General features: G+C 74.0%; 24 protein-coding genes and 1 pseudogene. 8 read left to right on the plus strand and 17 right to left on the minus strand.

The window, feature by feature from the left end:
- Positions 1-19: 19 nt before the first annotated feature.
- Positions 20-439, minus strand: a pseudogene (locus ACZ66Z_RS02510) (GNAT family N-acetyltransferase); the annotation flags it as partial.
- A 57-nt stretch (positions 440-496) separates the two neighbouring features.
- Here ACZ66Z_RS02510 and ACZ66Z_RS02515 point away from each other — a divergent pair.
- Positions 497-1,333, plus strand: a complete 837-nt coding sequence (locus ACZ66Z_RS02515; RefSeq protein ID WP_469932097.1) for an NAD-dependent epimerase/dehydratase family protein — start codon at positions 497-499, stop codon at positions 1,331-1,333.
- A 152-nt stretch (positions 1,334-1,485) separates the two neighbouring features.
- Here ACZ66Z_RS02515 and ACZ66Z_RS02520 read toward each other — a convergent pair whose 3' ends face one another.
- On the minus strand, positions 1,486-2,637 hold the full coding sequence (locus ACZ66Z_RS02520) for a glycerate kinase (RefSeq protein WP_469932098.1): 1,152 nt from the start codon (positions 2,635-2,637) through the stop codon (positions 1,486-1,488).
- 112 nt (positions 2,638-2,749) lie between these two features.
- On the opposite strand from ACZ66Z_RS02520, the gene ACZ66Z_RS02525 reads away from it, so the two are divergent.
- Positions 2,750-4,420 (plus strand): BCCT family transporter, encoded by a 1,671-nt coding sequence (locus ACZ66Z_RS02525; protein WP_469932099.1) that lies wholly within the window; start codon positions 2,750-2,752, stop codon positions 4,418-4,420.
- An 84-nt stretch (positions 4,421-4,504) separates the two neighbouring features.
- The gene (locus ACZ66Z_RS02530) at positions 4,505-5,572 is read left to right on the plus strand and encodes an ADP-ribosylglycohydrolase family protein (protein ID WP_469932100.1); all 1,068 of its coding nucleotides are present in this window, start codon (positions 4,505-4,507) and stop codon (positions 5,570-5,572) included.
- A 13-nt stretch (positions 5,573-5,585) separates the two neighbouring features.
- Here ACZ66Z_RS02530 and ACZ66Z_RS02535 read toward each other — a convergent pair whose 3' ends face one another.
- From ACZ66Z_RS02535 to ACZ66Z_RS02560, 6 genes are all read right to left on the minus strand, one after another.
- The gene (locus tag ACZ66Z_RS02535; RefSeq protein WP_469932101.1) at positions 5,586-6,086 is read right to left on the minus strand and encodes a methylated-DNA--[protein]-cysteine S-methyltransferase; all 501 of its coding nucleotides are present in this window, start codon (positions 6,084-6,086) and stop codon (positions 5,586-5,588) included.
- A 13-nt stretch (positions 6,087-6,099) separates the two neighbouring features.
- Positions 6,100-7,578: an AlkA N-terminal domain-containing protein gene (locus ACZ66Z_RS02540; RefSeq protein ID WP_469932102.1), complete on the minus strand. Its 1,479-nt coding sequence runs from the start codon at positions 7,576-7,578 to the stop codon at positions 6,100-6,102.
- 76 nt (positions 7,579-7,654) lie between these two features.
- A complete protein-coding gene (locus tag ACZ66Z_RS02545; RefSeq protein ID WP_469932103.1) occupies positions 7,655-8,419 on the minus strand; it encodes a metallophosphoesterase in 765 nt (254 codons plus the stop codon).
- 155 nt (positions 8,420-8,574) lie between these two features.
- Positions 8,575-9,195 carry an L-threonylcarbamoyladenylate synthase gene (locus ACZ66Z_RS02550; RefSeq protein WP_030694474.1) on the minus strand — a complete coding sequence of 207 codons (621 nt, stop codon included), beginning with the start codon at positions 9,193-9,195 and terminating at the stop codon, positions 8,575-8,577.
- A 10-nt stretch (positions 9,196-9,205) separates the two neighbouring features.
- Positions 9,206-10,609, minus strand: coding sequence for a phytoene desaturase family protein (locus ACZ66Z_RS02555; protein ID WP_469932262.1), 1,404 nt, complete (start codon positions 10,607-10,609; stop codon positions 9,206-9,208).
- Between the two features lie 81 nt (positions 10,610-10,690).
- A complete protein-coding gene (locus ACZ66Z_RS02560; RefSeq protein ID WP_469932104.1) occupies positions 10,691-11,527 on the minus strand; it encodes an inositol monophosphatase family protein in 837 nt (278 codons plus the stop codon).
- A 113-nt stretch (positions 11,528-11,640) separates the two neighbouring features.
- On the opposite strand from ACZ66Z_RS02560, the gene ACZ66Z_RS02565 reads away from it, so the two are divergent.
- Both ACZ66Z_RS02565 and ACZ66Z_RS02570 read left to right on the plus strand, forming a co-directional pair.
- Positions 11,641-12,708, plus strand: coding sequence for a lipoate--protein ligase family protein (locus ACZ66Z_RS02565; protein ID WP_469932105.1), 1,068 nt, complete (start codon positions 11,641-11,643; stop codon positions 12,706-12,708).
- A 214-nt stretch (positions 12,709-12,922) separates the two neighbouring features.
- Positions 12,923-13,714, plus strand: coding sequence for a serine protease (locus ACZ66Z_RS02570; protein ID WP_469932106.1), 792 nt, complete (start codon positions 12,923-12,925; stop codon positions 13,712-13,714).
- Here ACZ66Z_RS02570 and ACZ66Z_RS02575 read toward each other — a convergent pair.
- Positions 13,668-15,209, minus strand: coding sequence for an NCS1 family nucleobase:cation symporter-1 (locus ACZ66Z_RS02575; protein WP_469932107.1), 1,542 nt, complete (start codon positions 15,207-15,209; stop codon positions 13,668-13,670). The two genes, ACZ66Z_RS02570 and ACZ66Z_RS02575, sit on opposite strands and share 47 nt — an antisense overlap.
- 527 nt (positions 15,210-15,736) lie before the next feature.
- Here ACZ66Z_RS02575 and ACZ66Z_RS02580 point away from each other — a divergent pair.
- Positions 15,737-16,396 carry a hypothetical protein gene (locus ACZ66Z_RS02580; RefSeq protein ID WP_469932108.1) on the plus strand — a complete coding sequence of 220 codons (660 nt, stop codon included), beginning with the start codon at positions 15,737-15,739 and terminating at the stop codon, positions 16,394-16,396.
- Here ACZ66Z_RS02580 and ACZ66Z_RS02585 read toward each other — a convergent pair.
- The 7 genes from ACZ66Z_RS02585 to ACZ66Z_RS02615 form a co-directional block, all read right to left on the minus strand.
- On the minus strand, positions 16,386-17,402 hold the full coding sequence (locus ACZ66Z_RS02585; protein ID WP_469932109.1) for a TIGR03842 family LLM class F420-dependent oxidoreductase: 1,017 nt from the start codon (positions 17,400-17,402) through the stop codon (positions 16,386-16,388). The two genes, ACZ66Z_RS02580 and ACZ66Z_RS02585, sit on opposite strands and share 11 nt — an antisense overlap.
- Before the next feature lie 10 nt (positions 17,403-17,412).
- Positions 17,413-18,816: a dihydropyrimidinase gene (hydA, locus tag ACZ66Z_RS02590; RefSeq protein ID WP_469932110.1), complete on the minus strand. Its 1,404-nt coding sequence runs from the start codon at positions 18,814-18,816 to the stop codon at positions 17,413-17,415.
- A 19-nt stretch (positions 18,817-18,835) separates the two neighbouring features.
- Entirely contained in the window at positions 18,836-20,119 is a 1,284-nt protein-coding gene (locus ACZ66Z_RS02595; protein WP_469932111.1) for an aspartate aminotransferase family protein, read from the minus strand.
- Positions 20,116-20,958, minus strand: a complete 843-nt coding sequence (locus ACZ66Z_RS02600; protein WP_469932112.1) for a nitrilase-related carbon-nitrogen hydrolase — start codon at positions 20,956-20,958, stop codon at positions 20,116-20,118. The genes ACZ66Z_RS02595 and ACZ66Z_RS02600 overlap by 4 nt, the downstream gene beginning before the upstream one ends.
- Positions 20,959-21,234: 276 nt before the next feature.
- Positions 21,235-22,545, minus strand: a complete 1,311-nt coding sequence (locus ACZ66Z_RS02605; RefSeq protein WP_469932113.1) for a UL36 very large tegument protein — start codon at positions 22,543-22,545, stop codon at positions 21,235-21,237.
- A gap of 109 nt (positions 22,546-22,654) precedes the next feature.
- Positions 22,655-23,035: a PPOX class F420-dependent oxidoreductase gene (locus ACZ66Z_RS02610; protein WP_469932114.1), complete on the minus strand. Its 381-nt coding sequence runs from the start codon at positions 23,033-23,035 to the stop codon at positions 22,655-22,657.
- A gap of 10 nt (positions 23,036-23,045) precedes the next feature.
- Positions 23,046-23,441 (minus strand): winged helix-turn-helix transcriptional regulator, encoded by a 396-nt coding sequence (locus tag ACZ66Z_RS02615; protein ID WP_469932115.1) that lies wholly within the window; start codon positions 23,439-23,441, stop codon positions 23,046-23,048.
- 61 nt (positions 23,442-23,502) lie between these two features.
- On the opposite strand from ACZ66Z_RS02615, the gene ACZ66Z_RS02620 reads away from it, so the two are divergent.
- Positions 23,503-24,159, plus strand: a complete 657-nt coding sequence (locus tag ACZ66Z_RS02620; protein ID WP_469932116.1) for an NAD(P)-dependent oxidoreductase — start codon at positions 23,503-23,505, stop codon at positions 24,157-24,159.
- 15 nt (positions 24,160-24,174) lie between these two features.
- Here ACZ66Z_RS02620 and ACZ66Z_RS02625 read toward each other — a convergent pair whose 3' ends face one another.
- Positions 24,175-24,426, minus strand: coding sequence for a helix-turn-helix domain-containing protein (locus tag ACZ66Z_RS02625; RefSeq protein WP_469932117.1), 252 nt, complete (start codon positions 24,424-24,426; stop codon positions 24,175-24,177).
- A 34-nt stretch (positions 24,427-24,460) separates the two neighbouring features.
- On the opposite strand from ACZ66Z_RS02625, the gene map reads away from it, so the two are divergent.
- Positions 24,461-25,228: a type I methionyl aminopeptidase gene (gene map / locus ACZ66Z_RS02630; RefSeq protein ID WP_469932118.1), complete on the plus strand. Its 768-nt coding sequence runs from the start codon at positions 24,461-24,463 to the stop codon at positions 25,226-25,228.
- Positions 25,229-25,230 lie beyond the last annotated feature (2 nt).

Raw genomic sequence — 25,230 nt, forward strand, 5'->3', positions numbered from 1 at the left:
AGGAGGCGACGGGTCCGAAGCCGAGGCTCCGGTAGAGGGCCAGCGGCTCCTGCCGCCAGTCCCAGACCGTGAGCCGCACGGCGGGGGCGCCCGCGTCGGCCGCCCGGCGCAGGGCCTCGGCCATGAGCGCCTTCGCGATCCCCTTCCCGCGGGCCTCGGGCGCGACCCAGAGCCGCTTGATCTCGGGCGCGCGGGCCTCCCGGGGGGCCTTGAGGACCACACAGCCGGCCGGTTCGTCGGCGCCGGGCGGGGTGGCGAGCAGGACGGTGTCGGCCGCGAACGCGGCGGCCGGGTCCTCCGCCTCGGCGCGGTACGCGGCCGGGAGCTCGACGGCGGTCGCCACGGCGGCGCCCTTCTCGGCCTGGTTCACCAGGTGGTAGGCGGTGAGCAGGGCGGGGAGGCGGGGGTGGGAGCGGTTCTCCTCGATGCGTGCGGTCATGGACCGAGCTTCACACCGCCGTGTTTCCGGGAGGTGACGATCTTCTAGGGTGGACCCGTGCGTGTACTGCTCGCGGGCGCCACGGGCGCCGTCGGTCGTCCGTTGTCGTCCCGCCTGGAGGCGGCCGGCCACGAGGTCGTGGGCGTCTCCCGGCGCGGGCCCCGTCCCGTGGACGTGCTCGACGCGGAGGCGGTGCGCCGGGCGGTGGTCGACATCGCGCCGGACGCCGTGGTGCACCAGCTCACCGACCTGGGCGGGGCGGACGGGGCCGCGAACAACCGGCTCCGCGTCGACGGCACCCGCAACCTGGTGGACGCGGCGCGCGCGGCGGGCGTGCGCCGGATCGTCGCGCAGTCGATCAGCTGGGCGTACGCCCCCGGGGACGCGCCCGCCGACGAGTCCGTACCGCTCGATCCGACCGAGGAGCCGCCGCGGGCCCGGATCGTCGCCGGGGTACGGGCCCTGGAGTCCGCGGTGGCCGAGCTGCCCGAACCGGTGGTGCTGCGGTACGGGATCCTCTACGGGCCCGGCACCTGGTACGCGCCGGGCGGCGCCGTCGCCGCCGCGCTGGCCGGGGACCCGACGGCGCGGTTCCTCGGCAGTACGGCGGCCGACGATTCGGTCAGCTCGTTCGTGCACGTCGCCGACGCCGCCGAGGCGGCGGTGCGGGCCCTGGAGTGGCCCCCGGGCGCGTACAACGTGGTGGACGACGAGCCGGCCCCCGGGCACGCCTGGCTGCCGGTCCTCGCGGCGGCCCTGGGCGTGCCGGTCCCGGAGCGGTCCGGAGGGCGGGTGGAGTGGGCCCGGGGGGCGCGGAACGCTCGGGCCCGTGCGCTGGGGTGGGCCCCGACCCGGCCGTCCTGGCGGACGGGCTTCCCGAACCAGGGGTCGTAGACCGCGTGCCCCCGGGTGGGCCGCGCCCGGCGGGGCGGTGCCCCTCCGCTACCCCCGCGCGGGCCCGCGCCCTCCGGGCGGGGGCGCCGCCTAGTGGAACAGTCGTGCACAACGGGGCGGGGCCGGCGGGCGCGGCCCGTAGCCCGGTGGGGTTACTGCAGGAAGGCTCGGGCGATGTTGGACGCCGTCGTCTCCAGCAGCGGCCCCGCGTTCGCGATGCACTTCTCCGTGTCCGGCTCCAGGTCCGTGAGCGGGTACGCGCGGCGGATGCCGGCCGCTCCCAGGGCCTCGGGCGCCAGGGCGAGGCGTCCGCAGACCGCGACGACCTCCTTGCCCGCCGCGCGGGCCGCCGCGGCGACCCCGGCCGGGGCCTTGCCGTGGAGGGTCTGCTCGTCGAGGGAGCCCTCGCCGGTGATGACGAGGGTGGCGCGCTCCAGGGCGGGGGCGAAGCCGAGGACCTCCAGCATCAGCTCGATGCCGGGCCGGAAGCTCGCGCCGAGGATGAGCGCGCCGTACCCGATGCCGCCCGCGCCGCCCGCGCCGGGCGCGAGGGCGGCCTCGGCGGCCCGGGGGCCGACGGCCTTCTCCAGGACGGTGGCGAAGTGGGCGAGGGCCGCGTCGAGGGTGCGGACGTCGTCCGGGGTCGCGCCCTTCTGCGGGCCGTAGACGGCGGGGGCGCCCTTGGGCCCGGTCAGCGGGTTGTCGACGTCGCTCGCGAGGATCAGGTCGACCGAGGCGAAGCGCGGGTCGAGGCCGCCGAGGTCGGCCGTGGCGAGGTCGGCGAGGGCCGCGCCGCCGGGGCCGACGGGCTCGCCGGCCGCGTCGAGGAACCGGGCGCCGAGCGCGGCGAGCATTCCGGCGCCGCCGTCGGTGGTGGCGCTGCCGCCGACGCCGAAGACGAGGGTGGTCGCGCCCGCGTCCAGGGCGGCGCGGAGCAGCTCTCCGGAGCCGTACGTGGTCGCCGTGAGGGGGGCGAACACGCCGGGCGGGAGCAGCTGGAGGCCCGAGGCCTCCGCCATCTCGACGACCGCGGTGGTGCCGCGCAGCGCGAACGCCGCGGTGACCGGTTCGCCGAGCGGGCCGGTCACGCGGACCTCGCGCCGCTCGAAGCCGGCCGCGACGGCCGCCGCGACGGTGCCGTCGCCGCCGTCCGCCACGGGGAGCGTCTCCACCCTGAGCTCCGGGACGACCCGTCGCAGTCCTGCTGTGACCCGCTCCGCGACCTGTACGGCCGTGAGCGAGCCCTTGAACTTGTCGGCCGCCACGAGCACGTGAGCGACCTGAGTTGCTGCCCCGTCCGTCACCTTGCATCCCTTGCTTTCGAACGTGCAGTCGCGCCGAGGCCGACCCTATCCGTACGGCCAGACGGCGTGCCACCCCCTGATAAGGCGATATTCCGCACCATAGTGGGGTCGCATGAGCGCGGAAAAGATCGTTCCTGACGGCACGCCCGACGGCAAGGTCATCGGGATCGGGGTCGCGGCCGTGGTCGCGGTCGTCGGCTGGGCCTCGCTGGGCGAGGACTCGTTCGACGGCGCGTCCTCCTCCGCCCTGAAGTGGGTGTTGTCGAATTTCGCCTGGCTCTTCGTGGTCGCGGCGGACACCTTCCTGGTGTTGTGCGTGGTGATCGCGCTGAGCCGCTTCGGCCGGATCAGGCTGGGCGCGGACGACTCGGAGCCGGAGTTCACGAACCTGGCGTGGATCGCGATGATGTTCAGCGCCGGAATGGGCATCGGTCTGATGTTCTACGGGGTCGGGGAGCCGCTGACGCACTTCCTGGACCCTCCCCCGTCGTCCGGGGTTCCGGCGGGGACGGGCGCTGCGGCCCGGACGGCCCTGGAGTACTCGTTCTTCCACTGGACGCTGACCCCGTGGGCGATCTACGGGATCGCGGGCCTCGCGCTCGCGTACGCGGGCTTCCGCAAGGGGCGGGGGAACCGGCTGAGCTCGGCCTTCGTGCCGCTGCTGGGGGCGCGCCGGGCGGATTCCTGGCCGGGCAAGGCGATCGATCTCCTCGCGGTGTTCGCGACGGTGTTCGGCACGGCGACGAGTCTGGGTCTCGGTGCCCTCCAGGTCGCCGAGGGGCTGAACCTGACGATGGACGTGGAGAACTCCACGGCCACGCAGCTGATCGTCATCGTGGCGCTGTCGGCGGCGTTCGTGCTGTCGGCCTTCTCCGGTCTCCACAAGGGCGTGAAGTGGCTGTCCACGCTGAACATCGTCCTCGCCGCCTGTCTGATGCTCTTCGTGTTCCTGCTCGGCCCGACCGTCTACGTCCTGGACACCGTCCCGGCCTCCGTGGGGGGCTATCTGCACCAGCTGCTGCCGATGGCCAGCCGTACGGGCGCGTTCACCGACCGCGCCTGGCTGGGGACGTGGACGATCTTCTACTGGGCGTGGTGGCTGTCCTGGGCGCCGTTCGTCGGCACCTTCATCGCCCGGATCTCGCACGGACGGACGATCCGGGAGTTCCTGGTGGGGGTGCTCCTGGTGCCGTCGGGGGCGACGGTGGTGTGGTTCTGCGTGATGGGCGGGACCGCGATCCGGCTGCAGTCGACGGGTGCGGCGGACCTGGCGACGGCCGTGAAGGACGGCGCGGAGGCCTCGCTGTTCGCGATGCTGGAGGCGCTGCCGATCGGAACGGTGACGTCGGTCGTCGCGATGCTCCTGGTGATGACGTACTTCATCACGAGCGCGGACTCGGCCTCGCTGGTGATGGGTTCGCTGACGAGCCGCGGGGCGCTCCATCCGCCGACCTGGCTCGTGGTGACCTGGGGCGTCCTGATGGCCGCCGTGGCGGCGGTGCTGCTGGTGGTGGGCGGTCTGAACTCGTTGCAGACGGCGACGATCCTGGTGGCGCTGCCGTTCGTGGTCGTGATGCTGGTGCTGTGCTTCGCGCTCCTGAAGGAGTTGCGGGAGGACCCGGGGGCGGGCCCGGCCCGCCACCAGGCCCTGCACGGGCTGCGGGACGCGGTGCGGACCCTGGTCGGGGAGGCGATGACCGAGCGGGCCGTCGACCGCCACCGCCGGCTCCGGCGGGCGGCGAAGGCCCGCACCGGCGCGGAGCCGCCGGTGGACGAGGACTGAGGCCCCGGCGCGGAGCCGCCCGTGGACGGGCGGGGGCCGTGGTCCCGGCGCGCGCCCGGCCGCCGGATTGGGTACACCGGAGACATGGGGTTCGCGGACGGGGAGCTCGGGGACCGGATCCTGGGCGGCTGGACGGGCCGGATCGCCGGGAACATGCTCGGCAAGCCCGTGGAGCGCGGGGACCACTGGACCCGCGGGCGCATCGACGCGTATCTGCGGCTGACCGGGGCGCTTCCGCTGACGGACTACCTCCCTCCCCCGCCGCCCGGGGCGGAGGGCTTCGAGCTGCGGCCCGAGTGGGAGCGGTGCGTGCGGGGCGGGATCGACGGCAGCTGCCGGGACGACGACGTCGACTGGTCGGTCCTGGGGCTGCACCTCCTGGAGACGCGCGGCTTCGCGTTCACCACCGAGCAGGTCGGCGAGGAATGGCTGCTGCGGCTGCCGTACCTGCAGACGTTCACGGCGGAGCGGGCCGCCTACCGGAACCTCGCGAACGGGCTGCGGCCGCCGCTGACGGCCACGTACGAGAATCCGTACCAGGAGTGGATCGGGGCGCTGATCCGGGCCGACGCCTACGGCTGGGCCTGCCCCGGCGACCCGCGCCGGGCCGCCTCGCTCGCCCGCCGGGACGCGGTCCTCTCGCACACGGGGAACGGCGTGTACGGGGCGATGTGGGCGGCGGCGCTGATCGCGGCGGCCTTCACCGCGCCGGACCTGCGGTCGGCCCTGGAGGCGGGTCTGGAGCAGGTGCCGGCGAGCAGCCGGCTCGCCCGGACCGTACGGGGCGCGATCGCGCTGTACGAGGCGGGGCTCGGCTGGTCGGAGGCGCTCACCGAGCTCGCGGAGCGGACGGCGGGCCTCGGCTGGATCCACACCGTCCCGAACGCGGCCGTCCTGACGGCCGGACTCCTGTACGGGGAAGGGGACTTCACCCGGACGATCGCGCTGACCGTCCGCGGCGGCCTGGACACCGACTCCAACGGGGCGACGGCGGGTTCGGTGGCCGGAGTCCGCTGCGGCGCGGCCGCGATCCCGCCGCAGTGGTCGGAGCCCCTGCGGGACCGGGTGCGCAGCGCCGTCTTCGGCTTCGACGGCATCCGCATCGGCGAACTGGCGGAGCGGACGCTGCGGTTGGCCGAGCGGGCGGATTGAGGGGGACCCCCGCTCAGAACAGGGCGTCCGGTTCCGCCGCACCCGATTCGAAGGCCAGCAGCCGCTGCTTGCGGTCCAGGCCGCCGCCGTAGCCGGTGAGGCCGCCGCCCGCCCCGACGACCCGGTGGCAGGGGACGATGATGCTGACGGGGTTCTTGCCGTTGGCGAGGCCCACGGCCCGGGAGGCGCCGGGACTGCCGAGCTCCTCCGCGAGTTCGCCGTACGTCCGGGTCTCCCCGTACGGGATGCGCAGCAGCTGCTCCCAGACCCGCAGCTGGAACGGGGTGCCGATCAGGTTCAACGGCAGCTCGAACTCGGTGAGTCCGCCCGTGAAGTAGGCGTCGAGCTGGCGGATCGCCTCGGCGAAGGGCCGCGGGTCGGGCTCGCCGAAGGTCTCCTCGGGCGGGCGGTGGCGCTGGCCGGTCATGTGGACGCGGCTGAGGACGCCGTCGACGGCGACGAGCGTCAGCGGGTCGTACGGGCTGTCCACGACGGTGTGCCGGATGACGGGCATGGGGCGGAGTCCTTTACGCGGGAAGGTGGTTGATCGGGTGGTCGTCGGTCGCCCAGAGGTACTGGACCGCATAGGCGCGCCAGGGACGCCAGTGCGCGGCGCGGGCGGTGAGCGCGGCCGGGGTGCCGGGCAGGCCGAGTCCCTCGGCCGCGCGGCGGACGCCGAGGTCGCCGGGGAGGAAGGCGTCGGGGTCGCCGAGGGCCCGCATGGCGATGATCTCGGTGGTCCAGGGCCCGAAGCCGGGCAGGGCGAGCAACCGGGCCCGGGCCTCCTCGCGGTCGTCGGCGGGTCCGAGCGGGAGCGAGCCGTCGGCGAGGGCCCGGACGAGGGTGAGGAGGGTGGTGCGGCGGCTGCGCGGCAGGGCGAGGCCCTCGGGGTCGAGCGCGGCGAGCGCCTCGGGGTCCGGGAAGAGGTGGGTCAGCCCGCCCTCGGGGTCCTCGATCGGGACGCCGTACGCGGTGACCAGGCGGGCGGCGTGGGTGCGGGCGGCGGCGGTGGACACCTGCTGGCCGAGGACGGCCCGTACGGCGAACTCGGCGGGGTCGACGGTCCCGGGCACCCGGCGGCCGGGCGCCGCGTCGACGAGCGGGGCGAGCAGCGGGTCGGTGCGCAGTCGCTCGTCGACGGCGACGGGGTCGGCGTCGAGGTCGAGGAGCCGGCGGCAGCGGCTGATCGCGTGGGTGAGGTCGCGCGGGTCGGTGAGGAGGAGACGGCAGGCGATGTGGTCGGTGCGCGGGGCGAGGGCGACGATGCCGTGGCCGTACGGGAGGCCCAGCGTCCGCCGGTAGGCGCCGTCGCGCCACTCCTCCACGCCGGGGACGGCGGTCGCGGCGAGGTGGCCGAAGAGGTTGGAGGGTTCGAAGGGGGTGCGGAACGGCAGCCGGAGGCCGATGACGCCGGGGGTCGCGGTCGCCCGGACCGGTGAGCTGCGGGCCGCGCGGGCGCGGAGCTCGCCCGGGGTGAGGGCGAAGACCTCGCGGACGGTGTCGTTGAAGGTGCGGATGGAGGAGAAGCCGGCCGCGAAGGCGATCTCGCCGAAGGCCATCGGGGTGGTCTCGACGAGCAGCCGGGCGGTCTGGGCGCGCTGGGCCCGGGCCAGGGCGAGCGGCCCGGCACCCAGTTCGGCGAGGAGCTGGCGCTCGATCTGGCGGGTGGACCAGCCGAGCCGCCGGGCGAGACCGGGGACGCCTTCCCGGTCGACGACGCCGTCCTGGATGAGGCGTACGGCGCGGGCGACGGCGTCGGCCCGGACGTTCCACTGGGGCGAGCCGGGGCTGGTGTCGGGCCGGCACCGCTTGCAGGCCCGGTAGCCGGCGCGCTGGCAGGAGGCGGCGCTGGGGTGGAACTCCATGTTCTCGGGCTTGGGCGGGACGACCGGGCAGCTGGGCCTGCAGTAGATCCGGGTGGTGCGGACGGCGGTGAAGAACACGCCGTCGAAGCGGGCGTCCTTCGACTGGACGGCCTGGACGCAGCGCTCGGTGTCGGTGTGCATGGTTCAAGGATCGGGGACGGACGGCCCGCGGGCTGGCGAGAAAACGACATGGACGTCCGCCCCCGTCTCCGCCGCCTCAGACGGTGACGCTCCGGTAGTGGGTGGTCAGCCGGCCGTCCTCGCCGAGGACGTGGAAGGCGAGGGCGGGCGGCAGGTCGAGGTGGACGTGCGGGTTCTCGGGACTCGGGTTCTCCCAGGGCAGCCGGAGGGCGGAGACGACGCCGGGCGCGACGAGCAGCGGCCGCCCGGCGAAGGTCGTGGCGGCCGCCGTGTGCGCGTGGCCCGCGAGGAAGGCCGTCAGGTGGGGGTGGCGGCCGGCGATCGCGGCGAGCCGCTCCTCGCCGAACTGCCGGATCCCGTCCACGTACGGGGTGTGCAGCGGAACCGGCGGGTGGTGGAAGGCGACCAGGACGGGCACCTCGTGCGGGGTGTCGGCGAGGACGCCGTCGAGCCACTCGATCGTCTCGTCCTCCAGGAGGCCGTGGTGCTCGCCGGGCACCGAGGAGTCGCAGAGGGCGATGACGAAGCCCTCCCCCCGGAGCACCTGGTTGACGGGGGCCTGGGGTCGCGCCGTCGTCTCCTCCGGGAGGAGGCCCTTGCGGAACGCGGCGCGGTCGTCGTGGTTGCCGGGGCAGACGAGCAGCGGGTGACGGGAGGTCAGCAGCTCCCGGGCCACCGCGTACTCGTCCGGGGTCGCGTGGTCGGCGATGTCGCCGGTGACGAGGACGGCCGCCAGGTCGTGCGGCAGCTCCTCCAGGTAGCGCAGGACGGCGCGGGTCCGGTCCGCGCTGCGCTGCCCCTCGTCGATGTGGACGTCGCTGACGTGGGCGATGACGATCATGCGGGTCGGACCTCCGTGAGTGTGCGTGAACGGTCGTTCACACGCGACCGTACGGTGATCACGCCCGGACCGGGAAGGGCCGCCCCGTGACCGGTGGACCGCTTTCCGGACCGGGGATCGGCTTTCCGGGACCGGTGGACCGCTTTCCGGGCCGTCTACTCGAAGCGGGTGGTGTCCCCCGCGCCACGGCGGACGATCTCGGGCTCGCCGCTGGAGAAGTCGACGACGGTGGTGGGTTCGGTGCCGCACTCTCCCGAGTCGAGCACCGCGTCCACCTGGTGGTCGAGCCGCTCCTTGATCTCCCAGCCCTGGGTCAGCGGTTCGGCCTCGTCGGGCAGGAGCAGGGTGCTGGAGAGCAGCGGCTCGCCGAGTTCGGCGAGGAGGGCCTGGGTGACCACGTGGTCGGGGATGCGGACGCCGACCGTCTTCTTCTTGGGGTGCAGCAGCTGGCGGGGCACCTCCTTGGTGCCCGGCAGGATGAAGGTGTACGCGCCGGGGGTGGACGCCTTGACCGCGCGGAAGACGTCGTTGTCGATGTGCACGAGCTGGCCCAGCTGGGCGAAGTTCGCGCACATCAGCGTGAAGTGGTGCCGGTCGTCGAGGTCGCGGATGGCGCGGATCCGGCTGATGCCGTCACGGCTGCCGATGCGGCTGCCCAGCGCGTAGCAGGAGTCGGTCGGGTACGCGACGAGCGCCCCGTTCCGGATGGAGTCGGCCACCGCGTTGATGGTGCGGGGCTGGGGGTTGTCGGGGTGGACGTCGAAGTACTTGGCCATGGGGACCAGTCTATTTTCGCAGGCTCCGCCATACGGCCTTCGCCGCGTTGTGCCCGGACATGCCGTGCACGCCGGGGCCGGGCGGGGTCGCGGAGGAGCAGAGGAAGACCGCCGGGTGCGGGGTCGCGTAGGGGCGGAGGGACAGCGTGGGGCGCAGCAGGAGCTGGAGGCCGCGGGCGGCGCCGCAGGCGATGTCGCCGCCGACGTAGTTGGCGTTGTGCTCGGCGAGTTCGGGCGGGCCGGCGGTGGCGCGGGCCAGGACGCGGTCGCGGAAGCCGGGGGCGAAGCGCTCGATCTGTCGCTCGATCGCCTCGGTGAGGTCGCCGCGCCAGCCGTTGGGCACGTGCCCGTACGCCCAGAAGACGTGCTTGCCCTCCGGGGCGCGGGAGGGGTCGACGAGGCTCGGCTGGGCCGTGATGAGGAAGGGCGCGGCGGGCGCGGTGCCCGAGGAGGCCTCGCACAGGGCGGTGCCGATCTCGCCGGCGGTGGGGCCGATCTGGACGGTGCCGGCGCGGCGGGCCTCCTCGGCGGTCCAGGGCACGGGCCCGTCGAGCGCGTAGTCGACCTTGAAGACACTGGCGCCGTACCTGTAGTGGTCGTAGTGCCCGCCGAAGCCGGCGATCCGGGCCAGGGCGGTGGGCGAGGTGTCGAAGACGTAGGCGCGGGCCGGCGGCAGGTCGTCGAGCCGCTTGACCTCGAAGTCGGTGTGGACGGCGCCGCCGAGGTCCTCGAGGTACGCGGCGAGGGCGTCGGAGATCGACTGCGAGCCGCCCCGGGGCATCGGCCAGCCGCCCGCGTGCGCGGCGAGCGCGAAGACGAGGCCGACGGCACCGGTGGCGATGCCGCCGAGCGGGGCGATGACGTGCCCGACGAGCCCGGCGAGGAGCGCGCGGGCCTTCTCGTCCTGGAACCGTCGCATCAGCCAGGTGGACGGCGGCAGCCCGGCGAGGCCGAAGCGGGCGAGCATGACCGGGTCGCGGGGCAGCGCGGTGAGCGGCAGCTGCATGAAGTCGCTCGCCAGCGTGTCCCACTTGCCGAGGAAGGGGGCGACGAGCCGGCGGTACGTGCCGGCGTCGCGCGGCCCGAAGGAGGCGGCGGTCTCGGCGACGGAGCGGGCGAGGACGGCGGCGGTGCCGTCGTCCCAGGGGTGGGCCATGGGCAGTTCGGGGTGGAGCCACTCCAGGCCGTACCGGTCGAGCGGCATCGTCTTGAAGACGGGCGAGCCGGCGCCGAGCGGGTGCACGGCGGAGCACGGGTCGTGACGGAAGCCGGGGAGGGTGAGCTCCTCGGTCCTGGCACCGCCGCCGACGGTGGACTTGGCCTCGAAGACGGCCACGGACAGGCCGCGCCGGGCCAGTTCGACGGCGGCCGTCAGTCCGTTGGGCCCCGCCCCCACGACGACGGCATCGAGCATCGACGTCTCGTTCGTCACCTTCGGACTCCTTCGTCAGCCGATGGCCAGGGCCCCCAGGATAGGCGGGTGGAGGAGCCCGTCTCACACGCCCCCGAGGAGCGCCCGGATCCGCTCGGCGGTCGCCGCGTCCCGGGCCGTCGTGAACGGCAGCGCGTTGCCCCCGGCGATGCGGAACGGCTCTCCCGCGACCGTCGTGGTCGCGCCGCCCGCCTCGGCGACCAGGAGGAGTCCGGCGGCGTGGTCCCAGGCGTACTCCCAGGAGAACGCCGTGCCGGACAGCTCCCCGCGCGCCACGGCGAGGTACTCGAGACCGGCCGAGCCGCAGGGGCGGGGACGGACGCCCTCGACGTTCAGGCCGAGCAGGGCCCGCTTCTGGTCCGGCGTGGTGTAGTCCGGGTGCGAGGTGGCGACCTCCAGGACCGTGCCGGGCGCCGGCGAACCGGAGCGTATCTCCTGCCCGTTGAGCGTGGCGCCGCGCCCGCGCACGGCGACGGCGAACTCCTCCAGGGCCGGTGCGAAGGTCCAGGAGGCGAGGACCTCGCCGTGCCGGGCGAGAGCGACGAGGGTGCAGAAGGCGGGGTCGCCGTGGACGAACTGGCGGGTGCCGTCGACGGGGTCGACGATCCAGACGGGGGCGTCGCCGCGCAGCGCCCCGTACACGGTGGGGTCGGCGTGGACGGCCTCCTCGCCGACGACCACGGAGCCGGGCAGCAGGGCCGTGAGGGACGCGGTGAGATGGGCCTCGGCGGCCCGGTCGGCGACGGTGACCAGGTCGTGCGGCCCGTTCTTCTCGATGATGTCGTCGGCGGCCAGCTGCCGGAAGCGCGGCATGATCTCGGCGGCGGCCGCCTTGCGGACGGCCTCCTCGACCTCGGTCGTACGGCCGCCGAGGACCTGCTCAAGGAAGTCTTCGATCATGCCCCCAGCTAAGCACGGGCCGCTGACAACCGGTACGCCGCACTCGTCACCCCCCGTTTCCCCGGGGAGTACCCTTTGGCCCAGTTCACCCCTTACACGCAGGGAGGGTTCCCGTGCACGGCGCCTGTCACGGCGAGTACAAGGTCCCCGGCGGAAAGCTGGTGGTCGTCGACCTCGACACCGAGGACGGGGTCCTGAGGAACGTCCGGGTCGCGGGCGACTTCTTCCTCGAACCGGACGAGGCGATCCTCGCGATCGACGGAGCCCTCGAGGGCGCGCCGGTCGACACGGACGCCTCGGGGCTCGCCGCGCGGATCGACGCGGCGCTCCCGCCCGGCACGCAGATGTTCGGCCTGACCACGGAGGGCGTCGGGGTCGCGGTCCGGCGCGCCCTCGCCCGCGCCACGGACTGGACCGACTACGACTGGCAGCTGGTGCACGAGCCGCCGCAGTCCCCCGCGCTGCACATGGCGCTCGACGAGGTCCTGACGGCCGAGGTGGCGGCCGGCCGGCGCCCGCCGACCCTGCGGGTCTGGGAATGGGGCGCCCCGGCGGTGGTGATCGGCAGCTTCCAGTCCCTGCGCAACGAGGTGGACGCGGAGGCGGCGGAGCGGCACGGCATCCAGGTGGTGCGCCGGATCAGCGGCGGCGGGGCGATGTTCGTCGAACCGGGCAACACCATCACGTACTCGCTCTCCGTCCCCGACGCCCTCGTGCAGGGCCTGTCCTTCACCGACAGCTACGCCTACCTGGACGACTGGGTGCTCGGCGCGCTCGGCGACATGGGGATCCGGGCCTGGTACCAGCCGCTCAACGACATCGCCACGGAGGCGGGGAAGATCGCGGGCGCGGCGCAGAAGCGGCTCGTGGCGGGCGAGGGGGCGGTCCTGCACCACGTGACGATGGCGTACGACATCGACGCGGACAGGATGACCGAGGTGCTGCGGATCGGCCGGGAGAAGCTCTCGGACAAGGGGACGAGGAGCGCGAAGAAGCGCGTGGACCCCCTGCGGCGCCAGACGGGTCTGCCGCGCGAGACGGTGATCGAGCGGATGGTCGCCTCCTTCCGGAACCGGTACGGCCTCACGGAGGGGCGCCTCACGGAGGACGAGCTGACCCGGGCGGAGGAACTGGCGGAGTCCAAGTTCGGCACGGCGGAGTGGACCGCCCGGGTGCCGTAGCGCCCCCGCCTCCCCCCTCCCCGCCCGTCCGCGCGGCGGGGGCGCCCGCTCGGCCGTCGGTTCGGCCCCGTCGTCGGGTGACCCCTGCGCGCCCTCCTCGTTGATGCCCACGCGGGCCGCGGCACGGCGGGCGGGGGGAAACGTCTCCGCACCCGCCCGGCCCGGGACGGGGTGTCGACAGGGCGGAGATCAGGTGGGACGGGCGAGGAAGTTCATGGCGGCGGTCGCGGGCGCGATGACGGCGGTGTGCCCCCTCGGCATCGCGCCGTCCGCCCACGCGGTCGTCGGGGGCCAGGAGGCGCGGCCCCACCAGTACCCGTTCATGGTGGGGCTGGTGGACCTGGCGGAGCGACGGGTGATGTGCGGCGGAGCGCTGATCGGCGAGCGGTACGTGCTCACCGCCGCGCACTGCCTGACCGGCTCGTACAGCGACACCGCGCGCGTGGGGGTGCTCCTCGGCGACCACGACCTGACGCGCGGGGACGACAGTCCGAACGCGGTGCTCGCGGCCCCGGCCGCCTTCCTCACGCACCCGGGCTACGACCCGGCCGCCCAGCGCGACGACATCGCGCTGGTCCGGCTGGCCGAGCCGGTGGCGTTCGACCGCGACGTGCGGCCGGTCGCCCTGCCCTCCCGGTACGCCCACGACGCCTTCGACCACACGCAGGTCGAGGCCCCCGGCTGGGGCGCCACCTCCTTCGGGGGCCGTACCTCCGACGTCCTGCGGACCGTGGTCCTCGGCACCATGAGCAACGCGGCGTGCGGGGCCCGGGGCATGTCCCAGGTGACCGCCGCCCAGCTCTGCACGTACGCGCCCGGGCGGGACACCTGCCAGTACGACTCGGGCGGTCCCCTGGTCCACACGGTCGCGGGGCGGCCGTACCTGGTCGGCCTGGTCTCGTACGGGAAGGGCTGCGCGACCGACACCCCCGCCGTGAACACCCGGGTCTGGTCCTACCTCAGCTGGATCGGGCGGACGGCCGGGAAGCCGCCCCGCGCCTCATGAGGGCGGTGTACAGCAGGAGCGCGGCGGCGAGGCCCACGGCCCAGCCGTAGTCGGCGAGCGGCCTGAGGAACGGGATCAGGCCGTCCTCGGGGAACGGTCCGGTGCCCGGCGCCGAGTGGGAGCCGCCGACGGCGAGGACGCCGCCGACCGCGAAGGCGAGGACGGCCGCCGGGTTCCAGCCGCCCCGGTACCAGTAGGGGCCGTCGGCCCGGTAGAGGCCTTCGAGGTCGAGGGCGGTCCGGCGGACGAGCCAGTAGTCGGCGATGAGGACGCCGGCGACCGTGCCGAGGAGGCCGCCGACCAGGCCGAGCCAGGTGAAGATGTACAGCTCGGGGGTGGCGGTGAGCTTCCACGGCATGATGAGCACGCCGACGACGCCGGTGATCAGCGCGCCCGTACGGAAGTTCACCAGTCTCGGGGCGAGGTTGGCGAGGTCGTACGCCGGGGAGACGACGTTCGCCGCGATGTTCACGGAGAGGGTGGCGACGAGCACGGTCACCAGGGCGAAGAGCAGCCCGAAGACGTTGTCGGCCTTCGCGGCCAGCGCCACCGGGTCCCAGACGGGCGCTCCGTACACGGCCTGCGAGCCGGAGGTGACGAGCACCGAGAGCAGCGCGAACAGCGTCATGGTGGTGGGGAGGCCGAGGGTCTGGCCCCGGACCTGCGCGCGCTGGCCCGCGCCGAAGCGGGTGAAGTCCGGGATGTTGAGGCTGAGCGTGGCCCAGAAGGCGATCATGCCCATGAGGGCGGGGAAGAAGACGGGCCAGAAGTCGGCGCCCCAGCCCAGTTTCGACGGCTGGTCGAGGAGCGGACCGAGGCCGCCCGCCTTGACGGTGATCCAGACGAGGAGGGCGAGCGCGCCGACGATCACGAAGGGCGCGGCCCAGTTCTCGAAGCGGCGCAGGGTCTCCATGCCCCGGTGGATGACGGCGAGTTCCAGCATCCAGAAGAGCACGAAGCAGAGCCACAGCGTCCAGGGCTGACCGGCGACCTCCGACGCCTCCGCCCAGCCGCCGCCGAAGACCTCGTCGAGCAGGACGAAGACGCCCTGCCCGCCGATCCAGGTCTGGATGCCGAACCACGCGCAGGCGACGCCGGCCCGGACGAGGGCGGGCAGGTTGGCCCCGCGCAGTCCGAAGGAGGCACGGGCGAGGACGGGGAAGGGGATGCCGTACTTGGGTCCGGCGTGCCCGGTGAGCAGCATCGGCACGAGGACGACGACGTTGGCCAGGGCGATGGTGAGGACGGCCTGCTTCCAGTCCATGCCGAGGGCGACGAGGCCGGAGGCGAGCATCCAGGAGGGGATGTTGTGGGCCATGCCGACCCAGAGGGCCGCGAAGTTGTACGTGGTCCAGCGGCGGTCGGCCACGGGGACGGGGAGCAGGTCGTCGTTGGCGAAGCGGGGGTCGGCGGGGGCCGTGCCGGGCGCGAGCTCGACACGGCCGTCCCGGGCGCCGGAGGGGCCGGGTCTTCCGGAGGGCGCGGTTGCGGTCATGGACGGAACCCTTCGTTCGGGGACGGAACGAGGCCGTGCGGGACGTGGGGTTCTTGACCGTGCGGAGTCTCGTCCTGCGGAGCGGGGGCGTCAAGGGAGGCGGAACGTCCCGCCACCTGCCGTCATCCGTTCGGCGGACCCGTTCGACGGGCCGCTGCCGAACGCGCCGGCCCCGAGCAGCACCGCCGCGAGGGCGAGGCCCCGACGGCGCGGTGCCGGGCCCGGGGACGGGGTCCGGGACTTCTTCCCGCTCGGCCGGTTCTGCCAGTTCTTCCGTGGTGGACGTGGCCGCACTTTCGGCCGTCTCGAATTCGGCCCGGGTGGTGCACCACGGGAATCCGCGCGTGCCAGGCGTCCGACAGGTCCGGCAGGACGCCTTCGGCCTTCCCTGTGGGTGGGCTCCGGTCCCACCGGTCGGATCCGACGGCACGGACCGAACCGGAACGGAAGATCGGCTTCGCATCCCCCGCCGGTTTCCGCGGGTGGCGGGCGGTACGGTTCGCTCTCGTCTTCGAGAGGAACGTTCGATGTCCGGCCACTGGCTCGCGGTCGTACGCCGCCTGACCGTGCCCGCCCTGACCATCGGCCTGGTGTGCGGGGCCGCCGTGGCGGCCGTCCTGGTCCTGGCCGACGGCACGCCGTGGCGGGAGGCCGCTTCCCCGGCACTGATCGCGGCGGCCGTGCCCGCCCTCGGCTTCGCCGCCGTGCTGTCCACGGCCACCGTGGCGAACGCCGCGCGGACGGCCCGCCGGTACGGGCTCGCGCTCGGCCCCGAGGCCGTGGCCCTGCCGTGCGTCCGGGAGGTACGGGTGTCCGGTGTCGTGGGCAGGACGGCGTTCCGGCTGACCGACGGCGTGCGGTACGCCGTGGAGAGGGACCCCGCGCTGCGGCTGGACGAGGTCACCGCGTTCGGGCACGGAGAACTGGACCTCGCCGTGCAGGGGCCGTCGGACACGACGGTCGTCGCGCGGATCCGCGTCACGACCGGACCGGAGGGAACGGTCGCGGTCGTGGAGACGCGTCCCGCCGACACGCGCAAACGCCTGGACGCGGCCGCGTCATGGGCCGTCGCGCGGATCCTGGAACGCCGTGTCGAAGGGGCCCTGCGGGCCGAGGCCGCGGACGACGGACCGGCCCGCCGAGTCCGTACCCGACGACGACCGCCGGAGGGCCGGACTAACCGTTGAGGACGGGGATGACGTCGGAGCCGTACGCGTCGACGGTGCCCTCGCGGTTGTCGTGCATGTCGTAGACGGCGAACTGGTCGACGCCGAGGTCCTCGAGGTGCCGGAGCTTCTCGACGTGGGCCTCGGCGGGGCCCAGGAGGCAGAAGCGGTCGACGATCTCGTCGGGGACGAAGGCGGTGTCGGGGTTGTCGGCGCGGCCGTGGTGGGAGTAGTCGTAGCCCTGCCGGTCCTTGATGTACGCGGTGAGCTCCTCCGGCACCATCGACGAGTGCTCGCCGTACTTGGCGACCAGGTCGGCGACGTGGTTGCCGACCATGCCGCCGAACCAGCGGCACTGGTCGCGGGCGTGCGCCAGGGCCTCGGGCGAGTCGTCGGCCGTGACGTACGCGGGGGCGGCGACGCAGACGGTGAGGGCGTCGGGGTCGCGGCCGGCGTCGGCGGCGGCCTGGCGGACCGCCTTGACCATCCACTCGGTGAGGAAGGGATCGGCGAGCTGGAGGATGAACCCGTCGGCCTTCTGACCCGCCAGGGCGAGGGCCTTGGGCCCGTACGCCGCCATCCACACCGGCAGCTTGCCGTTCTTGATCCAGGGGATGCGGATCGGGCTGCCGTCGACCTCGGCCTCCCGGCCCTCGGCCAGGTCGCGGATGACCTCGATGGCCTCGCCCAGGCGGGCCAGGGTGTTGGGCCTGCGCCCGGCGACGCGCATGGCGGAGTCGCCGCGGCCGATGCCGCACACCGTGCGGTTGCCGTACATGTCGTTGAGGGTGGCGAAGGTGGAGGCCGTCACCTCCCACGTGCGGGTGCCCGGGTTCGTCACCATGGGGCCGACGTGGAGCTTGGTGGTGTGTTCGAGGATCTGGCTGTAGATGACGAAGGGCTCCTGCCACAGCACGGCGGAGTCGAAGGTCCAGCCGTAGCGGAAGCCGTTGCGCTCCGCCCGGCGCATCAGGCCCACGACCTGCGAGGCGGGCGGGTCGGTCTGCAGGACGAGTCCGAAGTCCAACGTCGTTCTCCTAGTTCAGGTACTGGCAGGTGGCGCGTGGGACGAAGGCGCCGTGGCCGGCGCGGCCGGTGAACTTCCGCTGCTCGATGACCGGTTCGCCGCGCGAGAGGACCGTCTCCACCTGGCCGGTGATCGTCTTCCCCTCGTACGCGGAGTAGTCGACGTTCATGTGGTGCGTCTCGGCCGACAGGGTCTGGGTCGCGTGCGGGTCGTAGATGACGACGTCCGCGTCGGCGCCGGGCGCGATCGTTCCCTTCTGCGGGTACAGGCCGAACATCCGGGCCGGGGTCGCGCAGGCGATCTCGATCCAGCGGCGGCGGCTGATGTGCCCGTCGACGACGGCCTGGTGGAGGAGGTCCATGCGGTTCTCCACCCCCGGCAGACCGTTGGGGATCTTGGAGAAGTCGCCGCGGCCGAGGTCCTTCTGCCCCACGAAGCAGAAGGGGCAGTGGTCGGTGGAGACCACCTGGAGGTCGTTCGTCCGCAGCCCCCGCCACAGGGCGGCCTGGTGCTCCCTGGGCCGGAGCGGAGTGCTGCACACGTACTTGGCGCCCTCGAAGCCCGGCTCCGCGAGGTTGTCGGTGGAGAGGAAGAGGTACTGGGGGCAGGTCTCCCCGAAGACGGGCAGTCCCTTGTCGCGGGCGGCGGCGATCTCGGCGACGGCCTCCTCGGCGGAGACGTGGACGACGTAGAGCGGGGCCCCCGCCACCCGGGCGAGCTGGATGGCGCGGTGGGTGGCCTCGGCCTCCAGGAGCGCCTTGCGGACCTCCCCGTGGTAGCGCGGGTCGGTCTCGCCGCGGGCGAGCGCCTGCTCGACGAGGACGTCGATCGCGATGCCGTTCTCCGCGTGCATCATGATCAGCCCGCCGTTGTCGGCGGAGCGCTGCATGGCGCGCAGGATCCGGCCGTCGTCGCTGTAGAAGACGCCGGGGTAGGCCATGAAGAGCTTGAAGGAGGTGATGCCCTCCTGGACGAGCTTGTCCATCTCCTTGAGCGTGTGCTCGTTCACGTCGGAGAGGATCATGTGGAAGGCGTAGTCGATCGCGCAGTTGCCGTCGGCCTTGGCGTACCAGGCGTCGAGCCCTTCGCGGAGGCCGTGGCCGACGCTCTGGACGGCGAAGTCGACGATGGTGGTGGTGCCGCCCCAGGCGGCGGCGCGGGTGCCGGTCTCGAAGGTGTCGGAGGCGAAGGTGCCGCCGAAGGGCAGCTCCATGTGGGTGTGGGCGTCGACACCGCCGGGCAGCACGTAGCGGTCGGTGGCGTCGACGGTCCGGTCGGCGGTCCAGCCGGCCGCCGTGTCCGAGCCGTGGGCGGCGAGGGCGACGACGCGGCCGTCCTCGATCAGCACGTCGGCGTGGAGTTCGTCGGCGGCGGTGACGACGAGACCGCCGCGGATGAGGGTACGGGTGCTCACGGGACTTCTCCCCTGCCGGCTAGAGGGACCTGAGGGCCTGTTCGAGGATCGCGGCGCCTTCCTCGGCCTCGGCGACGGTGAGGGAGAGCGGAGGGGCGATGCGCAGGGTGCTGGTGTCGTGGCCGCCGCCCTTGCCGATGAGCAGGCCGTTCTCGCGGGCGGCCTCCAGGACGGCGCCGGCCGCGTCCGGGTTCGCCCGGTCGGTGCCCGGTTCGGTCAGCTCGATGCCGATCATCAGGCCGCGGCCGCGGACCTCCCGTACCTCCGCGACCCCCGCCGCGGCGGCCCGGACGCGCTCGATGAGGAGGCCGCCGACGCGGCGGGCGTTGCCCTGGAGGTCGTGCTCCAGGAGGTAGGAGAGGTTGGCAAGGCCGGCGGCCATGGTGATCGGCGAACCGCCGAAGGTGGAGATGGAGTTGGCGTCCAGGCAGTTCATGATCTCGGCGCGGGCGACGACGCCGCCGATCGACATGCCGTTGCCGATGCCCTTGGCGAAGGTGAGGATGTCGGGCGGTCCGGCCTGGCCGTGGGCCTGCCAGCCCCAGAAGTGCTCGCCGGTGCGGCCCCAGCCGGTCTGGACCTCGTCGGAGATCCAGAGGATGCCGTGCCGGTCGAGGACGCGGCGGAAGGCGGCGTAGAGGCCGTCGGGCGGGCACGTGAAGCCGCCGACGCCCTGGATCGGTTCGGCGATGAGGGCGGCGACGCCCGCGCGGGTCTGGCCGAGCATGTCCTCCAGGTCGGCGACGCAGGCCTCGGTGAAGCGCTCGTCGGTGAGCCCGGCGTACGGGCCGCGGGTGCGGACGCCGCCGTGCACGTACAGGGTCTGGAGCGGCGAGAGGCCGGTGGGCGACCAGGCGCGGTTGCCGGTGATGCCGATGGTGGAGAAGGAGCGCCCGTGGTAGCTGTTGCGCATCGCCAGGATCTGGTTCGAGCGGCGGTACGTGGTGGCGAGGAGCAGGGCCGCGTCGTTGGCCTCGGTGCCGGAGGTGGTGAAGAAGACGCGGGCGTCGGGGATGCCGGAGAGCCCGGCGACCCGTTCGGCCAGTTCCACCATCGGGCGGTTGAGGTAGAGGGTCGAGGAGTGGATGATCCGCCCGGCCTGCTCGGTGACGGCCTTGGTGACCTCGGGCAGGGCGTGGGCGGTCATGGTGGTGAGGATTCCGCCGAAGAAGTCGAGGTACCTGCGCCCCTCGGCGTCCCAGACGTGGCGGCCCTCGCCGTGGGTGATCTCGATGGGGTCGCGGTAGTAGAGGGCGACCCAGTCGGGGATGACGGCCTTGTGCCGGTCGTACAGGCTGCTCACGGCTGCACCAGCCCGTCGTACGCGTCGGGACGGCGGTCCCGGTAGAAGGCCCACTGCTGGCGGACCTGCTCGATGAGGCCGAAGTCGAGGTCGCGGACGACGAGCTCCTCGGTCTTGTCGGAGGCGACGTCGCCGACGAACTGGCCGCGCGGGTCGACGAAGTAGCTGGTGCCGTAGAAGTCGTTGTCCCCGTACTCCTCGATGCCGACGCGGTTGATGGCGGCGACGAAGTACTCGTTGGCGACGGCGGCGGCGGGCTGCTCCAGCTGCCAGAGGTAGGAGGAGAGCCCACGGTGGGTGGCCGAGGGGTTGTAGACCAACTGGGCTCCGTTGAGCCCGAGTTGGCGCCAGCCCTCCGGGAAGTGGCGGTCGTAGCAGATGTAGACGCCGACCCGTCCGACGGCGGTGTCGAAGACCGGCCAGCCGACGTTGCCCGGGCGGAAGTAGTACTTCTCCCAGAAGCCCTTGACCTGGGGGATGTGGTGCTTGCGGTACTTGCCGAGGTAGCTGCCGTCGGCGTCGATCACGGCGGCGGTGTTGTAGTAGAAGCCCTCGCCCTCGACCTCGAAGACGGGGACGACGATCACCATGCCGGTCTCGCGGGCGAGCTCCCGCATCCGGCGGACGGTCGGGCCGTCCGGGACGGGCTCGGCCCAGCGGTAGTGCTCGGGCTCCTGGACCTGGCAGAAGTAGGGCGCGTTGAAGACCTCTTGGAAGCCGATCACCTTGGCGCCCTGCCGGGCGGCCTCGCGGGCGTGCTCCTCGTGTTTGGCGATCATGGATTCGGTGTCGCCGGTCCAGGTGGCCTGGACGAGTGCGGCGCGTACGACGTCGGTCATGAGCTGCTCCTTCGGCGCGGCGTCAGAGAGCCTCTACGCACGTAGACGCGGTGCGTAGGAGGAGAACGTAAGCCCCGTCACACCCCGGAGCAAGACCGCCGCCGTGAAGCGGCCGGGTCGATCATGTTTCATACCCGAGTGGTCCACATCGGACACGTACCGACACATGGAGATCCGTACGGAGAGGACCGCGGGCACCGCAGCCGCCCCGACCCGGCCTCGGTCTCGGTCGCACCCCCGGCACCGTGGCCGCGGCTCCCTCCACCCGCCGCCCGGTCACACTCCGGCCAGGCCCGCCACCCGCAGGGCGTGGACCAGTTCGCGCTCGCGGGACGCGGACACCGCACGAGCCGCGGCGAGCAGGTGGGGGACGAACCCGTGCGGGTCCACGCCCGCGAGCCGGGCCGCGTCCCCGGGGGCCCTGACCCGGACGAACGCGGCGAGCAGGGCGTGCGCCTCACGGTGGTGGCCCTCGGCGCGCAGCGCGGCGCACGCGCCCGCGAGGTCCTCGACCGGGCGGGCCACGCCCTGCCGGAGCAGCTGTTCGCAGTCGGCCGCCCGCCCCGCGTCGGCGAGGGCGCCCGCGACGGCGGCGAGCCGGGCGGGCGGCAGCGAGGCCGCCTCCCAGAGCAGGGTGGACCAGTCCGCCCCGAGCCCGGCCCGGTGCAGCCGCACCGCGAGGGCGGGCAGTCGGGCGGGCGGTCCGCCGAGCGCTTCGCAGAGCAGGACGTGCGCCTCGCCGCTGCGGCCCTGCGCCCGGAGGCGGCCGAGGGCGTGGACGACGTCGGCCGCCGCGCGGTCGGCCTCGGCGGGGTCCGTTGCGGGGGCCTCGGGCACGGGGACGGGTTCGGCGCCTCCGAAGCGGGCCCCGCGGGGCGCCGCTCCCCCGGCCGGGAGCGCGGGCGGCGGCACCGGCTCCTCGGCCACCGTCTCGTCCCCCTCCTCCAGCCAGGCGTACCGAGCACCCCGCGGCCGCCGCCGAGCGGCCTTCGCGACGCGCGCGGGCGCGACGGTCGCCGGGGCGGGCGCGACGGTCGCCGGAGCGGCTCGGTGAGACGGCGCCACGTCCGTCCCCGCCGCCCCTCCCGGCCCCGGCCGGGCCACGCGGGCCAGGCGGGAGGTCAGTTCGGTGACGCGGGCCGTCGCCCTGGCGTGGTCGTCGCGGGCCCGGGCGAGTTCGCGCTCCAGGCCGAGGGTCCCGGTCGGGTCCGGGGCGCCGCGCAGTCGCCCGGCGAGTTCGCGGGCGCGGGTCTCGGCGTACCGGCGTTCGGCCTCCATGAGGTCCCGGCGTTCCGCGAGCGCCTCCGCGCCGCCGGGGCGGCCGTCGTGGGCACCCGCGGCCGCCGCGTACAGGATCCGTCCCCGGGCGGCGAACGGCCCGTCCACGGGTTCGCCGACGTCCTGGAGAAGGGATGCGACGACGTCCCGGGGCAGGATGTCGGCCCCGTCGAGGCAGGCGTGCAGGCCCTCGGGGTCGCGTGCGGCGAAGACCCCGTACCAGCCGTCCCCCGGCCGCGCGCGGTCCGTGAGTTCGGCCAGCCAGCGCGTGAACGCGGCGACTTCCGGCAGTGGTCGATGTGCCGTCATGCGTCACGCACCCGTCCCGCGGTCGACCGGGGCCTTCCGGTCCGCGGGTAGGGGACCACGGTCGTGTTACGGGACGGCTACGGACTGTTCCCGTCCGGATGCGCGGGAGTCAGAAGGTCACGACGATCCCGGTGTGCGGGCGCCTGCCGAGCCGGACGAGCATGGCCGGCACGTCGGTCAGCCAGTACTGCCAGGTGTACTTGCGCGAGAGCAGGCGCCGGATCCGGCGCAGCTCCTCCCCCTCCACGAGGCGCCCCGTGCCGGCGAACCGCTCGGCGCCGTCGGGGATGTTGCCGCGCAGGTCGCAGACGGCGACCTCGACCCGGGGGTCGTTGCGCAGGCGCTTGACCTTCCAGGAGTCGGAGCGGGTCCACACGTACAGCTCCGAGCCCTCCGTCGCGTACCAGACGGGCGTCGCGACCCCCGTGCCGTTCTTCCGGAAGGTGGTCAGGCTGACGTAGCGGCCGCGCCGCAGCTCTTCGGGCATCATGCCCGGGAGCTTAGGGCGCGGCCTGCTCGTACGCGGCGCGGGCCTCGGTGATCTCCGGGGCGTGGGTGCGCGCCCAGTCGCACGCCGTGTCGAGCGGGACGATGAGGGACCGGCCGAGACCGGTGAGGGCGTACTCGACGCGGGGCGGGTTCTCGTCGTGGACGGTGCGGGTGAGGAAGCCGTCGCGCTCCATGGCGCGGAGGGTCTCGGTGAGGACCTCGGGGGTGATCCGGTGCAGGGGAACACGGAGTTCGGAGAAACGGCGGGGCGTGCCGCCCTCCGGGCAGCGCAGCACCGTCGCGGTCCACTTGCCGCCGACGCGGATGGGGCGGGCGGGGCTTCCGGCGCAGCCGGGACCGTCGAAGAGGGACGGGCTCAACGGCTCCGGTGAGGACTTCTCGATCATGCGGTCGACGCCAGTCCAGTACCGTTGAAGTAACCGGGAGTGCCCGTTCCACGGTCCCGCCATGGACAACGACGGCAAGAACGTCATCGTCTTCGGAGCCGGTGGGCGCGTGGGCCGGGCGGTCGTGGCGGAGGCGGTGGCGCGGGATCACCGGGTGACGGCCGCGGTCCGCGACCCGGCCGCGCACCGCGACCTGGAGGGCGCGGGAGTCGCGCCGGTCCGGGGGGACGCGACGGACGCGGCCTCGGTGGCGGCGCTCGCGGCGGGCCACGACGCGGCGGTGAACGCGGCGGTCCGGCTCGACGCGCCCTCGGTGGACTTCTTCACGGCCGCGGCGAAGGCGATGGTCGCCGGCCTCACCGAGGCGGGGGTCGGGCGGCTGCTCACCCTGGGCATCGCCACGACCCTGGAGACCGCTCCCGGGGTGCGGCTGATGGACGCGCCCGACTTCCCCGAGCAGTACCGGACCTCCTCCCAGGGGCACGTGGCCGAGTTCGAGCTGCTCACGGCGGAGGCCGGGCCCGGGCTCGACTGGCTGATGGTGGTTCCGGGGCTGGACCTGAACGCGGAGGCCGAGCGGACGGGCGGCTACAGAACGGCAGTGGGCACGGCACTCGAGGGCCCGGGGCGTATCGGCCACGCCGATCTGGCGCTCGCCCTCCTGGACGAGATCGAGCACCCGCGCCACAGCCGGGTGGAGCTCGCGGTCTCCGTCTGACCCCTGGAGGACGGGTCAGACGGGGGCCGGGGCGCAGTGCGCCACGAGCTCGTCCATGGAGAGGCCGAGGACCCCGACCAGCGCCGCGACGGTGAAGAAGGCCGGGGTCGGGGCGCGGCCGGTCTCGATCTTGCGGAGGGTCTCGGCGGAGAGGCCGGCGGCCGCGGCGATCTCCACCATGGACCGCTCGCCGCGCGCCGCGCGCAGGAGCAGGCCCAGGCGCTCGCCGCGCTCGCGTTCTTCGGGGGTCAGGGGTGTGCGCACCATGTCGACCATTCTAATACCGGTATAGTAATTGGTCATGGTGGAGATCAAGACGAACGAATCCCTGGCGGCCATGCGCGAAGCGGGGCAGGTGGTGGCCCGTGCCCTGGCGGCCGTACGGAAGAAGGCGGCGCCCGGCGTGCGGCTCACCGAGCTCGACCGGGCCGCGCGCGACGTGCTCGACGGGGCGGGCGCCGGCTCGCCCTTCCTCGACTACCACCCGGAGTGGGCCCCGGTGCCGTTCCCCGCGGTCGTGTGCGTCTCCGTCAACGACGCCATCGTGCACGGCATCCCGGACGGCACCCGGCTGGCCCCGGGCGACCTCGTCTCCGTGGACTGCGGGGCGACCCTGGGCGGCTGGGCCGGCGACTCGGCCGTCAGCTTCACGGTCGGCCCCGCCCGGCCGGAGGACGCGCGCCTCGTCGCCGCGGCCGAGGAGGCCCTGGAGGCCGGCATCGCCGCGGCCGTCGTCGGCAACCGCATCGGCGACATCGCCCATGCGATCGGCCGGGTCTGCCGGGGCGCGGGCTACGGCATCCCGGACGGTTTCGGCGGCCACGGCATCGGCCGCGCCATGCACGAGGACCCGGGCGTCCCCAACGAGGGACGCCCGGGCCGGGGCATGAGGCTGCGCCACGGGATGGTGCTCGCGATCGAGCCGATGCTCATCGGCGGCGGCACGGACGAGCACTACACGGCGCGGGACGGCTGGACGATCCGCACGTCCGACGGCTCGCGCGCGTCCCACGCCGAGCACACGGTGGCGATCACGGACGACGGCCCGCGCGTCCTGACGGCGCTGTAGTC

Source organism: Streptomyces sp. NPDC107498, from assembly GCF_055582805.1.